We start from the raw sequence: 13,170 nt of genomic DNA on the forward strand, positions 1-13,170 counted from the left end.
GAAGTCCTGTCTCGAAACCCCTGTGGACAAGGGCGAAACACTGTTACCAGACCGTTACCCCAGACCCCCGATATCCACAGGAAATCAGGGCCTGACTGTCGGTGGTCCCTGGTTGAGTGATGGGTATGGCGACCAGCACGCACACCCCACCACGACACGTGATCTCCCGTGCCGTGGTGTCGATGCGCGCCCAGGTCGCCGACCTCGCCGACGCCAGTGTCTGGTCGATGGACCGCGACGAAACCGCATCGACTCTCGTGGCGTGCACCGAGCTCGAAGCCATGGTCGCCGAGCTGAAGCTCCGCGTCGCCGCACACGCCGACGAAGCCCAGGTCGGCGAAGCGTCCGGTGCTACCTCGACCGCGGTGTGGTGGGCCAACGCCACCAACCAGACCCGGCGCGACGCGATCCGGGACATGCACCTCGCCACCGCGCTCTCTGCCGGTCATGAACCGGTACGAGTCGCTCTGGCCGCCGGCGACCTGGTCCTCGAGCAGGCGCAGGTCATCGTCCGGGCCGTCGAGCAGCTCCCCGCCGACCTCGACCAGAGCCTCGTCGAACAGGCTGAACGGCACCTGGTCGCAGAGGCGAAGCACCATGACGCGAAGACGCTGCGGATCCTCGGGCGGCGGCTGTTCGAGGTCATCGCCCCCGAGGAGGCCGACGAACGCGAAGCGAAACTCCTCGAACGCGAAGAACGCGCGGCCCAGGAGTCGCTCCGGTTCACGATGGCCGAGGACGGCCACGGCCGGGTGCACGGCCGGTTCACCCTCGACGCGCTGACCGGCGCCATGCTGCGCAAGGCACTGCTCGCGATCGCCGCCCCCAAACACCAAGCCACCCAAGGCCCCCTCGGCGAACGACGCCCCGGACCCGAACGCATGGGCCGCGCGTTCGCCGAGCTCATCCAGCGCTACCCCGTCGACCAGCTCCCCAACGCCGGCGGCCTCAACGCCACCGTCGTCGTCACCATGACCCTCGAGACGTTGGAAGGCCGCCTCCAGGCAGCCCGCCTCGACACCGGCGAACACCTTTCACCCGGACTCGCCCGCCGCCTGGCCTGCGAAGCCGGCATCATCCCCGCCGTCCTCGGCGGACCCTCCGAAGTGTTGGACGTCGGCCGCAAGACCCGCTTCCACACCACACCGATGCGGATCGCGATGCAGATCAGAGACCAGGGCTGCACCGCCACCGGCTGCGACTGGCCACCCGGACTCTGCCACGCCCACCACGACCACCCCTGGTCGAAAGGCGGCGGCACCAGCGCGAAAGCCGGCCGACTCCTCTGTCCCAAGCACCACACCCGCGCCCACGACCCGTCGTTCACCGCCACCCAGCACCCCGACGGCAAGATCAGCTTCACCCGACGCATATAGGCCGACCACCCCTGTTGTGGCATCACGTCGCCGGCGAATCCGACGACGACCATCGCGAACCTGACCTCACCAAATCCCCGACGGTGGCGGCGTCGGCTCGAGCCGCTCGCGATGTGCAGATCGTCAAGCTGATCCATCTGGCCCTTCTCGCCCGCCTTCACGGAGCGCGATGGCCAGGACGACGGCGTGTAGAACCGAAGTCGTGGGACGCACGGCCATCGGCAGGAGCGGGGCGCGACTCGCGGCGTCAGAGTGCGGGATCAGCACCCGACCCAGACAACCTGCCGCCATCCGGAGCCCTCGACCTCCACTTCGGTCCAGGCGGCCGGGCGGCGCTACCCGCGGATCTCGTCCAGCCTGCGGACCGTCGCCTCGAACTCCGAGACCAGGTCGGCCATCACGTCGGCGACCGGACGGACCTCGTTCATCCGGCCGACGATCTGGCCGACCGGCATGGAGATCACGTCGGGGTTGTTGGCGGCACTGATCCGGTTGTGGGCCTCGGCGACGAGCAGGTTCTGCAGCGGCATCGGCAGCGGCGCCGGGGCGCCCTCCTCGGCCCAGGCCTCGGTCCACTTCGTCTTCAGCAGGCGCGCGGGCTTGCCGGTGTAGACCCGGGTCCGGACTGTGTCGGACGAGGTGGCCCGCGTGAAGGCGGTCGTCCAGGCCTCGGAGTTGGCGGCACCCAGCAGCTGGTACTCCTCGGTGCCGAGCCAGATGGAGCCCATCCAGGCGCCCTGCGAGCCGAGCGCGAGGGATGCCGCGATCTGCCGCCCGGAGCCGATGCCACCGGCGCCGAGGACCGGTACGTCGGGCCCGACGGCGTCGACGATGTCGGGCTGCAGCACCATGCTGGCGACCTCGCCGGTGTGGCCGCCGGCCTCGTACCCCTGGGCCACGATGATGTCGACGCCGTTGGCGACGTGGGACAGCGCGTGCTTGGCGGCCCCGGCGAGCGCGGCCACCTTGATGCCGTGCTCGTGGCACTTCTCGATGACGTCGACCGGCGGCGAGCCGAGTGCGTTGGCGATCAGGACCGGGCGGTGCTTCAGGGCGACGTCGAGGTGCGAGCGGGCGACCGAGTGCAGCCACCCCAGCACCCCCTCGCGACCCTCGCCCTCCGGCAGCGGCGGGACGCCGAGCTTGAGCAGTGTCTCGTCGACGAACTTCTTGTGCTCCTCGGGGATCATCGCGCCGAGGTCGAGCGACGTCCCTTCGGTGGGGATCTTCATCGGCATCACGATGTCGACGCCGTACGGCTTGCCGTCGGTGTTGTCGTCGAGCCAGGTGAGGACCCGCTCGAGCTCCTCGGTGTCGTTGAAGCGGACGCAGCCGAGGACGCCGAGGCCCCCGGCCCGGGACACCGCCGCGGCCACGTGCTCCGACGGGGTGAACGCGAAGATCGGGTAGTCGATCCCGAACTCGTCACACAGAGGGGTACGCATGTCTGCCTTTCAGACGGAGGTCGAGTCGACAGTGGCCGCCGTGCCGGCGAAGCCGGCCAGGGCCAGTTCCTTCGCGGCGGGGTACTGCGCCTTGCCGGTGGCGTTGCGCGGGATCCGGTCGACGACCGTGAGGGAGCGCGGCAGCTTGTAGCCCGAGAGGTGGGAGCGCAGGAACGTGCGCAGGTCGTCGAGCTCCAGCGTCTCGCCCTCACGGAGCTCGACCACCGCGGCGACGGCCTGGCCGTACTTCTCGTCGGGGACACCGACGACCAGCGTGTCGTAGACGGCCGGGTGGCCCTTGATCGCCATCTCGACCTCCTCGGGGTAGACCTTCTCGCCACCGGTGTTGACGCAGTTGGAGCCGCGACCCAGGAGCGTCACGCGACCGCCCTCCTCGATGCGGGCGAAGTCACCCGGGACGGAGTAGCGCGCGCCGTCGATGACGAGGAAGGTCGCGGCGGACTTCGCCGGGTCCTTGTAGTAGCCGACCGGGACGGAGCCGCCGCGGGCGAGCCGGCCGATGGAGCCGACGTGGGTCTCGGGGTCGAGGATGCGGTTGTCCTCGTCGATGACCACGCTGCCGGGCCCGAGCCCGATCACCGGGCCGTCGGTCGAGATGTTGTCCTTGTCCTGCATGCCCATGCCCGTGAAGCCGGTCTCGGTCGCGCCCACGGAGTCGGTGAAGATCGAGTTCGGGAACGCCGCCATCCAGCGCTCCTTCACCGGCTTGCTGAAGATGGCAGCGCTGCTCGAGATCGCGATCAGGTTCTGGCAGTCGTACCCGCCGTGCGCCTCGTAGGCCTCGATCAGGGGTCGGGCCATGGCGTCGCCGGTCATGAAGATCAGCTGGACCTTCTCGCGCTCGATGATCTCCCAGGTGCGGACCGGGTCGAACTTCGGCTCGAGGACGGTGAGGTGGCCGGCGAAGAGGTGCATCAGCAGGCCCGCCTGGGCGCCGCCGTGCATCAGCGGGCTCAGCGGGAAGGTGACCATCCGCGGGTCGGTGGCCTGCCTGGACTGGTCGAACTCCTCGAGCAGCGCACCCGTGTAGAAGTCGATGCCGCCGCCGAGCACACGCCAGAAGTCCTCGTGGCGCCACATCACGCCCTTCGGGAAGCCGGTGGTGCCACCGGTGTAGATGATGTGGATGTCGTCGGGGCTGCGCTCGCCGAAGTCGCGTGCGTCGCTCTGCCCGGCCAGGGCGTCCTCCCAGAGGACCCCGCCGTACGACGAGACGTCGGACCGGTCGTCGGGCTCGAGCGCATCCGGGACGACGACCGCGGTCGTCAGCTTGTCGTGCCGGGGCCAGCACGCGGCGACCAGCGGCGCGTAGGTGCGCTCGTGGACCACGGCGACGACGTCCGCGTTGTCGAAGAGGTAGTTGAGCTCGCCCTCGACGTAGCGGTAGTTCACGTTGATGGAGACGGCGCGGATCTTGGCGACCGCGAGGACCGCGACGACGTGCTCGACACTGTTCTTGGCGTAGATCGCGACATGGTCACCGACCCCCACCCCCTGCGACTGGAGATAGTGGGCGAGGCGGTTGGCGTCCGCCTCGAGCTCGGCGTAGTCGACGACCCGGTCGCCCACCTTCAGTGCGGGGTTCGCAGGCGCGACGTCGACGGCGTGTTCGAAGAGGTCAGCGATGTTGTGAGCCACGACGCGAGACTAGAACACGTTCTCATTCTTGGCTAGCATCCCCGCCATGACCAGCACCGATGCCGCGGCCGAGACCCCGGAAGCCCCGCACTGCCTCGTCGAGCAGGAGGGCCACAAGCTCATCGTCACGATGAACCGGCCGGAGTCCCGCAACGCGCTCTCCGGCGAGATGCTGTCGATCATGGAGGATGCGTGGGACCGGGTCAACGACGACGACTCGATCCGGGTCTGCATCCTCACCGGCGCGGGCGGCTACTTCTGTGCCGGCATGGATCTGAAGGCCGCGACCAAGCGGCCGCCGAGCGAGAGCTTCGAGTCCGGGTTCGACCCGGCGGTCATCAAGGGCCTGCTCAAGGGCTTCCGCCTCACCAAGCCGTTGATCGCCGCGGTCGAGGGGCCCGCCATCGCGGGCGGCACGGAGATCCTCCAGGGCACCGACATCCGGGTGGCCGGCGAGTCGGCGAGGTTCGGTGTCGCCGAGGCGAAGTGGAGCCTCTACCCGATGGGCGGCTCCGCCGTCCGACTCCCCCGCCAGATCCCCTACACGGTCGCCCTCGAGCTGCTGCTGACCGGTCGGGCCATCAAGGCACCGGAGGCCAAGGAGATCGGGCTGATCGGGCACGTCGTGCCCGACGGCGAGGCGCTCGCCAAGGCGCACGAGATCGCGGACCTGATCTGCGCCAACGGCCCGCTGGCCGTGCAGGCGATCCTCAGGACCGTCCGCGAGTCCGAGGGCAGGCACGAGGAGGACTGCTGGGCGGACGACGCGCGGGTCGGCATGGCGGTCTTCGCCTCCGACGACGCCAAGGAGGGTCCGCGGGCCTTCGCGGAGAAGCGCTCCCCCCACTTCCAGGGTCGCTGACGCAAAACTGCCGGCCGACGACCCGGCCACTGGCAGAATGACCCGGTGCCGTGGCCGACCTGGGATGAAGCCGCGACCGCGGCTGTCGCGAGCATCCTGGTCTGGCTCGGGCTGCGGTGGCTGCGGCCGAAGGGCGGGGCGTACGTCGAGCCCGTGGCGCTCGAGTTCGCGCTGATCTCGGCGTTGTACTCGATCTGGCGGCTGGCTCGGATGCTGCCGCTCGCCTCCGACGACGGAGCCCTCGACCGGGCCTACCGGATCGTCCGGATCGAGCACGCGATGCACCTGCCCACCGAGCTGTCGCTGCAGCACTTCGTGCTCGACCACTCGTGGCTGGCCGAGCCGACCACCTACTACTACGCGACCTTCCACGTGCCGGCGCTGATCGCGTTCCTGGTCTGGCTGTTCTTCCGGCACCGCGACAGGTACCCGCACTGGCGCAACGGGCTGGCGCTCGCCACGGCGGGCTGCCTCGTGATCCGGTTCCTGCGGGTGGCTCCGCCGCGCTTCCTGACCGACCTCGGCTACACGGATCTCGCCGGGCGATACGGCCCGTCGGTCTACGGCTCCGACCTCGCCACCGGCGTCTCCGACCAGCTCGCCGCGATGCCGTCGATCCACATCGCGTGGGCGGCGGTGGTCTCGCTCGGCATCGTCGCCTGCAGCACCAGTCGCTGGCGCTGGATCTTCCTGCTGCACCTGATCATCACGTTCCTGGTCGTCTCCGCGACCGGCAACCACTGGTGGCTGGACGGCATCGTGGCCGTCCTCCTGCTCTGGGGCGGCCTCGCCCTCGACACCGCCGTCCGCTCCTACGTCGCCCGCCGCCGCTCGGAGCAGCCGGCGCGGGACGACGATCCGTCGCTCCTGGCGGAGGAGCGGGACGTCGTGGACGCCGAACGGGTGGACCGCGACCTGCTGCGGTGACGTGATCGGGTCGCACGGTCAGCCGACCGCACGGTCCCCCGTCCAGTACTGCGCCCGGAGCGCCTTCTTGTCCGGCTTCCCGAGCCCGGTGAGCGGGAGCGAGTCGGCCACGATGACCTGCTTGGGCGACTGCACGGAGCCCTTGCGCTCCTTGACCGCCTCCTGGATCTCGGCGGTCATCCGCGCGATCGACTCCTCGTCGGTCGGCGCGTCCGAGCGGAGCACGACGATGGCGGTGACCGCTTCGCCGAACTTCTCGTGCGGCGTGCCGATCACGCCGACCTGGGCCACCATCGGGTGCTCGGCGACGACGTCCTCGACCTCGCGCGGGAACACGTTGAAGCCGCCGGTGACGATCATGTCCTTGGTGCGGTCGACGATGAACCAGAAGCCGTCCTCGTCCTCGCGCGCGACGTCGCCCGTGTGCATCCAGCCGTCGCGGAAGGTCTCGGCGGTCTCGTCGGGCAGGTTCCAGTAGCCGCCGGCCAGGAGTGGACCGGCGACGCAGATCTCGCCCGGCTCCCCCACCGGCACCTGCTCGCCGTCCTCGTCGAGGAGCGCGGTGCGTAGGAAGGCGGACGGCCGGCCGCAGGACGACAGCCGCTTCTCGTCGTGGTCGCCCTTGGCGAGGTAGCTGATCACCATCGGCGCCTCGGACTGTCCGTAGTACTGCGCGAAGATCGGGCCGAACCGGTCGATCGCCTCCCGGAGACGGACGGGGTTGATCGCCGACGCGCCGTAGTAGACGGTCTCGAGCGACGACAGGTCGCGGGTCCTGCTGTCCGGGTGGTCCATCAGCGCGTAGAGCATCGAGGGCACCAGCATCGTCGCCGTGATCTTCTGCTCCTCGATGGTCCGGAGCACCTCGGCCGGGTCGAACTTCGCGAGCACGTAGAGGCAGCCGCCCTTGAGCACGGTCGGGACGAAGAAGGCCGCGCCCGCGTGCGAGAGCGGGGTGCACATCAGGAACTTCGGCGACTCGGGCCACTCCCACTCGGCCATCTGCACCTGCGTCATCATGTTCATCTGCCGCGACAGTCCGATGACGCCCTTGGGCTTGCCGGTCGTGCCGCCGGTGTAGGTGATCGAGACCACGTGCTCGGGGTCCAGGGTCTTGGCCGTGAGCGGCTGCGGGTCGTACGACGCCGCGGCGGCCACGAGGTCGTGGCCGGCGTGGGCGAGCTCCTCGGGCACCGGACCGATGGTGAGCACCTTCTCCAGCTTCGGGCACTTCTCGAGGAGGCCCAGGGCGCGCTCCACGAACATCGGCACCGGGTCGATCGTGAGGTGGGTGATCTCGGCGTCGTTGACGACGTAGGCGTGGTCGTCGAGCGACCCGAGCGGGTGCAGGGAGCTGCGCCGGAAGCCCTGGGTCTGCCCCGAGCCGAGGATGAACAGCACCTCGGGGCGGTTCAGCGCGAGCAGCGCACCCGCCGTACCCGTGCCGGCCCCGAGCGCCTCGTAGGCCTGGACGTACTGGCTCATCCGATCCGCTGCCTGCCTGCCGGTGATCGTGGTGTCACCGAGGTGCATCACCGGCTTGTGTTGGTGCCGCTTGAGCGCGGCGACCATCAGGTGGCCGTTGTGGGACCCGGTGCGCATGTCGTCTGGGTGCTGAGCGTCCGTCATGCGCCGAGGGTAGAACGTGTTCCAGTTCCGGGCAACGGCCGGCACCATGTCTCACTCCAGGAGGCGGGCCAGGACCTCGTCCATCCCGGCGCCGACGGCGTCGAGGGCGCCGGCCTCGCGCAGGCGCCGCGCGAAGCGCTCGTTGAGGCCGCCCGGCGTCGCCACCTCGGCGATCAGGGCGTCGAAGTCCACCGGATCCGCACGCAGCGACTCCGCCGCCCCGACGTAGGTCGCAGCCACGTACCGGCGCGCCTGCGCCTCGGAGATCCCGTGGCCGACCAGCCAGTCGGCGATCGCGCCGAGGAAGGCGTAGTGGGCCGCGACCGTCGCCGACGACACCGTGAGCGCCTCGTACGCGGCGGCGTCCTCGACCGCGATCGCGCCCCCCAGCCCGTCGAACAGCGTGACCGCCTCGGGCAGCGGCGGGAAGACCGGCGTGACCCCCTCGCGCCGGGCGACCGCGGGCAGCGGCACGGACCGGGCGACCCGGGTCGCGGGGGCGACCCAGCGGCGCAGGTCGTCGAGGGAGACGCCGGCGACGACGCTCACCACCGCGTGCCGGTCCGCGAACTCGAGGTCGCCCAGCACCGCCGCGACCTGCTGGGGCAGCACGGCGACCAGGACGACGTCGGCGCCGTCGACGACGGCCTGGTTGTCGGCGGCGACGGTGACCGTGTCGAAGCGAGCGGCCAGGTCGGCGGCCCGGCCGGCGTTGCGGGGCGAGAGCACCACGTCCGGGGGCTGCTCGACCCCCTCGCAGAGGCCGACCACCACGGCGGCCGCGATCGAGCCCACCCCCAGGACGCCGTACGTCGGGGTCTCAGTCGTCACGCAAGCAGCTCGGCGATCGTCCGGACCTCGTCCGGCGAGCGCAGGCTCAGCAGCAGCGTGGTCACGCCGGTCTCCTCCCACTGGGCCACCCGCTCCTTGACCTCACCGGCGGTGCCGATGATGTGCATGTCGTCGACCAGCTCGTCGGGGACCAGCGCGGTGGCCCGGTCCTTCTCGCCGTTCAGGTAGAGCTCCTGCACCTCGGCGGCGAGGTCCTCGTAGCCCATCCGTACGAAGACCTGGTTGTGGAAGTTCGCCTCCTTGGCGCCCATCCCGCCCATGTAGAGCGAGATCGAGGGCTTGATCGCGTCGACCACGAGCTGCTTCTCCGCCGCGTCGGCCACCACCTGGAGGTGGCAGGTCGCGGCGATCTCGAAGTCGGCGCGGGTGCGCCGGGCGCCGGGCCGCGCGAAGCCCTCGTCGAGCCACGGCTGGTACATCCCGGCCGACTTCGGCGTGTAGAAGATCGGGATCCAGCCGTCGGCGATCTCGGCGGTCTGGGCGACGTTCTTGGGACCCTCGGCGCCCAGCCAGATCGGGAGGTCGGAGCGCAGCGGGTGCACGATCGACTTGAGCGGCTTGCCGAGGCCGACCGCCCCGGGGCCGGCGTACGGCAGCGGGTAGTGGGGACCGTCGTTGGTCACCTTCTCCTCGCGGGCCAGCACCTGGCGGATGATGTCGACGACCTCGCGGGTGCGGGCCAGCGGCTTCTCGAACGGCTGGCCGTACCAACCCTCCACCACCTGCGGGCCGCTCACGCCCATGCCCAGCACGACCCGGCCGCCGCTGAGGTGGTCGAGGGTCAGCGCGTGCATGGCGATCGACGTCGGGGTGCGCCCGGACATCTGCACGATCGAGGTGCCGAGGCGCAGCCGCGAGGTCTCGCGGCCCCACCAGGCGAGCGGGGTGAACGCGTCGCTCCCCCACGCCTCCGCGGTGAAGATCGCGTCGAAGCCCGACTCCTCCGCGGCCGCGACGAGCTCGCCGACCCCGGCCGGGGGCTGTGCGCCCCAGTAGCCCAGCTGCAGTCCCAGCTTCATCGCGTCTCCTTCTCGGCCCGGATGCGGGCTCATCTCGGACGGGGTGCTTGCCCGATCCTAGAACGTGTTCTACTTTCGGACCATGCCACGCACTCTGTCAGCACCGGTCACCGTAGCCTTCGACTACACCCGCTCGACCGGTCCGGTCATCGGCCGGTTCCTCACCGGACTGCGCGACGGCGTCGTCGTCGCCGGCCGGACCTCCGACGGCGAGGTCGTCGTACCTCCGCTGGAGTACGACCCGGTCACCCACGAGGCGACCACCGGCTTCGTCGAGGTCTCGCCGGTCGGCACCGTCACGTCCTGGACGTGGGTGCCCGAGCCGGTCAAGGGCCAGCCGTTCGACCGGCCGTTCGCCTTCGCCCTCGTGACGCTGGACGGGGCGACCCGGCCGTTCTTCCACGCGGTCGACGTGGCCTCCCCCGACGAGATCAGCACGGGGATGCGCGTGCAGGTGCGCTGGGCCCCCGAGCGGGTCGGCGCCATCACCGACATCGCCTGCTTCGAACCGATCGGCGACGAGGCCGACGCGCGGCCCGCCGGCGGGGGCCTCCTCGAGGACCACCTGGTGACCCGCGTCGTCACGCCGGTCTCGCTGGACTACCTGTATGCCGCGTCGCCCGAGGAGTCCGCGTTCTACCGGGGGCTCAACGAGGGCCGCATCCTCGGCCAGCGCTGCCCCACCTGCCAGAAGGTCTACGTCCCACCACGCAGCGCCTGCCCGGCCGACGGGACGCCGACCGCGGAGGAGGTGGAGGTGTCGCAGACCGGCACCATCACGACGTTCTGCATCGTGAACGTGCCGTTCCTGGGCCAGAAGATCGTCCCGCCGTACGTCTCGGCGTACGTCCTGCTCGACGGCGCCGACATCGCCGTGCTGCACCTGATCCTGGGCGTCCCGGCCGACGAGGTCCGGATGGGCATGCGGGTCAAGGCGGTGTGGAAGCCGCGCGAGGAGTGGACCTACTCCCTGGAGAACATCGACCACTTCGAGCCGACCGGCGACCCGGACGCGGACTACGACACCTACCGGCACCACCTATGAACCACCCCACGACGTTGCTCGCTGCGCTCGCAAGCGCCGCGAGGACCCCGGTTGTCGCAAGGAGATGTACGACATGAGAGACGTTGCGGTCGTGGGGTTCGCCCAGCGACAGATGGAGGAGTTCGACGGGTCGCCCACGTGTGTGGAGCTGCTCGTCCCGCTCTTCGCCGAGTGCTACGAGCAGACCGGGTGGAACCGGCACGACATCGGGTTCTGGTGCTCGGGGTCCTCGGACTACCTCGCCGGCCGGTCGTTCTCGTTCGTGTCGGCCGTGGACGCGATCGGTGTGATCCCGCCGGTCAACGAGTCGCACGTCGAGATGGACGCCGCGTGGGCGCTCTACGAGGCCTGGCTCAAGATCCAGACCGGCGAGGTCGACACCGCGCTGGTCTACGGCTTCGGCAAGAGCTCGGCGGGCGTGCTCCGGCGCACCCTCGCGCTGCAGCTCGACCCGTACTCGATGACGCCGCTGTGGCCCGACACCGTGTCGCTGGCCGGCCTGCAGGCCCGGGCCGGCATCGACGCCGGCGTCTGGGACGAGCGGGCGATGGCCGAGGTCGTCGACCGGTCGCTGACCGACGCCGAGAAGAACGAGTACGCCATCCGCAAGGGCGGCTCCTCGGTCGACGAGCTGCTGGCTCGTCCGATGTACGCCGACCCGCTGCGCAAGCACGACTGCGCGCCGGTCACCGACGGTGCCGCCGCGATCGTGCTGGCGGCCGGCGACCGGGCCCGCTCGGTGGCCGACCGACCCGCGTGGATCTCCGGCTTCGCGCACAACGTCGACCCGATCAGCATGGGCAACCGCGACCTCACCCGCTCGCCGTCGACGGCCGCCGCGGCGTCGCAGGTCGACCTCACCGGCGTCGAGGTGGCCGAGCTGCACGCGCCGTTCAGCCACCAGGAGCTGGTGCTGCGCACCGAGCTCGGGCTCGCGGACGACGTCGCGCTCAACCCGTCGGGTGGGCCGCTGGCCGGCAACCCGATGTTCACCGGCGGCCTGATCCGCCTCGGCGAGGCCGCGAAGCGGGTGTGGGACGGCAGCGCCGACAAGGTGCTCGGTCACGCGACCAGCGGCCCCGCACTCCAGCAGAACCTCCTGTGCGTCATGGGTTCCACTACCGAAGGAGCGCAGTCCTGATGGGCAAGCTGCCTGCAGCCGTGGTCGGTGTCGGCCAGACCCACCACCGTGCCAAGCGTGAGGACCTCTCGATGGCCGGCCTGTGCCGCGAGGCCATGGACCGCGCCCTCGCCGACGCGAACCTCACCCTCGACGACATCGACGCCATCGTGGTCGGCAAGGCGCCCGACCTCTTCGAGGGCGTGATGATGCCGGAGCTCTACCTCGCCGAGGCGCTCGGCGCCGTCGGCAAGCCGCTGCTCCGCGTGCACACGGCGGGATCGGTGGGTGGCTCGACCGCGATCGTCGCGTCGTCGCTGGTGTCGTCCGGGGTGCACAAGCGGGTGCTGACGGTGGCCTACGAGAAGCAGTCGGAGTCGAACGCCATGTGGGCGCTCTCGGTGCCGCTGCCGTTCAACATGCCGGTGCACGCCGGCGCGGGTGGCTACTTCGCCCCCCACGTGCGCTCGTACATCCGCCGCTCGGGAGCCCCCACCCACGTCGGCGCGATCGTCGCGGCCAAGGACCGGCAGAACGCGCTCAAGAACCCGTACGCCCACCTCCACAACAAGGACACGACCGTCGAGTCCGTGCTGGCCTCGCAGATGCTCTGGGACCCGATCCGCTACGACGAGACCTGCCCGTCGTCCGACGGCGCGTGCGCGCTGGTGATCGTCGACGAGGACACCGCGAAGGCGTCGCCCAACCCGGCGTGGATCCACGGCACCGTGATGCGCTCCGAGGCGACCTCGGCGGCCGAGCGCGACCAGGTGAACCCGCAGGCGTCGCGCGACGCGGCGGCGTACCTCTGGAAACAGGCCGGCATCACCAGCCCGATCGACGAGATCGACATGGCCGAGATCTACGTGCCGTTCTCGTGGTTCGAGCCGATGTGGCTCGAGAGCCTCGGCTTCGCCGAGGAGGGCTCCGGCTGGAAGCTCAGCGAGTCGGGCGCCACCGCGATGACCGGTGAGATCCCCGTCAACTGCTCGGGCGGCGTGCTCTCGTCGAACCCGATCGGAGCGTCCGGGATGCTGCGCTTCGGCGAGGCCGCGCTCCAGGTGCGCGGCGCTGCCGGCGAGCACCAGATCGACGGGGCGCGCAAGGCCCTCGGCCACGCGTACGGCGGCGGCTCGCAGTTCTTCGCGATGTGGGTGGTCGGCGCGGACAAGCCGACCTCGTAGCCGGTACGGGTTCCCACGACGAGTGACGCCGGGCGTTCGCCCTCCGTGAACG

Annotated in this window: 11 protein-coding genes; 6 read left to right on the forward strand and 5 right to left on the reverse strand. The window is 70.5% G+C overall.

Annotation, left to right across the window (positions count from 1 at the left end; translation table 11 throughout):
- The first annotated feature begins 125 nt into the window (after positions 1-125).
- Entirely contained in the window at positions 126-1,376 is a 1,251-nt protein-coding gene (locus PD653B2_RS02105) for an HNH endonuclease signature motif containing protein (protein WP_085870673.1), read from the forward strand.
- A 335-nt stretch (positions 1,377-1,711) separates the two neighbouring features.
- On the opposite strand, the gene PD653B2_RS02110 is transcribed toward PD653B2_RS02105, so the two are convergent.
- Both PD653B2_RS02110 and PD653B2_RS02115 read right to left on the reverse strand, forming a co-directional pair.
- A complete protein-coding gene (locus tag PD653B2_RS02110; RefSeq protein WP_085870674.1) occupies positions 1,712-2,821 on the reverse strand; it encodes an NAD(P)H-dependent flavin oxidoreductase in 1,110 nt (369 codons plus the stop codon).
- A 9-nt stretch (positions 2,822-2,830) separates the two neighbouring features.
- The gene (locus PD653B2_RS02115) at positions 2,831-4,480 is read right to left on the reverse strand and encodes an acyl-CoA synthetase (RefSeq protein ID WP_085870675.1); all 1,650 of its coding nucleotides are present in this window, start codon (positions 4,478-4,480) and stop codon (positions 2,831-2,833) included.
- A 46-nt stretch (positions 4,481-4,526) separates the two neighbouring features.
- Here PD653B2_RS02115 and PD653B2_RS02120 point away from each other — a divergent pair, with 46 nt between their 5' ends.
- Positions 4,527-5,342 carry a crotonase/enoyl-CoA hydratase family protein gene (locus tag PD653B2_RS02120; protein ID WP_085870676.1) on the forward strand — a complete coding sequence of 272 codons (816 nt, stop codon included), beginning with the start codon at positions 4,527-4,529 and terminating at the stop codon, positions 5,340-5,342.
- Between the two features lie 45 nt (positions 5,343-5,387).
- On the forward strand, positions 5,388-6,269 hold the full coding sequence (locus PD653B2_RS02125) for a phosphatase PAP2 family protein (protein WP_085870677.1): 882 nt from the start codon (positions 5,388-5,390) through the stop codon (positions 6,267-6,269).
- Positions 6,270-6,287: 18 nt separating this feature from the next.
- Here the strand turns inward: PD653B2_RS02125 and fadD8 are convergent, their stop codons facing one another.
- The 3 genes from fadD8 to PD653B2_RS02140 are packed head-to-tail and all read right to left on the reverse strand — an operon-like array spanning position 6,288 to position 9,769.
- Complete coding sequence (gene fadD8 / locus PD653B2_RS02130) at positions 6,288-7,898, reverse strand: fatty-acid--CoA ligase FadD8 (RefSeq protein ID WP_085870730.1); 1,611 nt, start codon at positions 7,896-7,898, stop codon at positions 6,288-6,290.
- Positions 7,899-7,949: 51 nt separating this feature from the next.
- Entirely contained in the window at positions 7,950-8,729 is a 780-nt protein-coding gene (locus tag PD653B2_RS02135) for an NAD(P)-binding domain-containing protein (RefSeq protein ID WP_165763300.1), read from the reverse strand.
- A complete protein-coding gene (locus PD653B2_RS02140; RefSeq protein ID WP_085870679.1) occupies positions 8,726-9,769 on the reverse strand; it encodes an LLM class F420-dependent oxidoreductase in 1,044 nt (347 codons plus the stop codon). The genes PD653B2_RS02135 and PD653B2_RS02140 overlap by 4 nt, the downstream gene beginning before the upstream one ends.
- A gap of 82 nt (positions 9,770-9,851) precedes the next feature.
- Between PD653B2_RS02140 and PD653B2_RS02145 the strand changes: the two genes are divergently transcribed.
- From PD653B2_RS02145 to PD653B2_RS02155, 3 genes are all read left to right on the forward strand, one after another.
- On the forward strand, positions 9,852-10,814 hold the full coding sequence (locus tag PD653B2_RS02145; protein WP_085870680.1) for a Zn-ribbon domain-containing OB-fold protein: 963 nt from the start codon (positions 9,852-9,854) through the stop codon (positions 10,812-10,814).
- A gap of 73 nt (positions 10,815-10,887) precedes the next feature.
- Positions 10,888-11,955 carry a thiolase domain-containing protein gene (locus PD653B2_RS02150; protein ID WP_085870731.1) on the forward strand — a complete coding sequence of 356 codons (1,068 nt, stop codon included), beginning with the start codon at positions 10,888-10,890 and terminating at the stop codon, positions 11,953-11,955.
- Entirely contained in the window at positions 11,955-13,118 is a 1,164-nt protein-coding gene (locus PD653B2_RS02155; protein ID WP_085870681.1) for a thiolase domain-containing protein, read from the forward strand. The genes PD653B2_RS02150 and PD653B2_RS02155 overlap by 1 nt, the downstream gene beginning before the upstream one ends.
- Positions 13,119-13,170 lie beyond the last annotated feature (52 nt).

The organism is Nocardioides sp. PD653-B2 (genome assembly GCF_002117935.1).
Taxonomy (GTDB): Bacteria; Actinomycetota; Actinomycetes; order Propionibacteriales; family Nocardioidaceae; genus Nocardioides.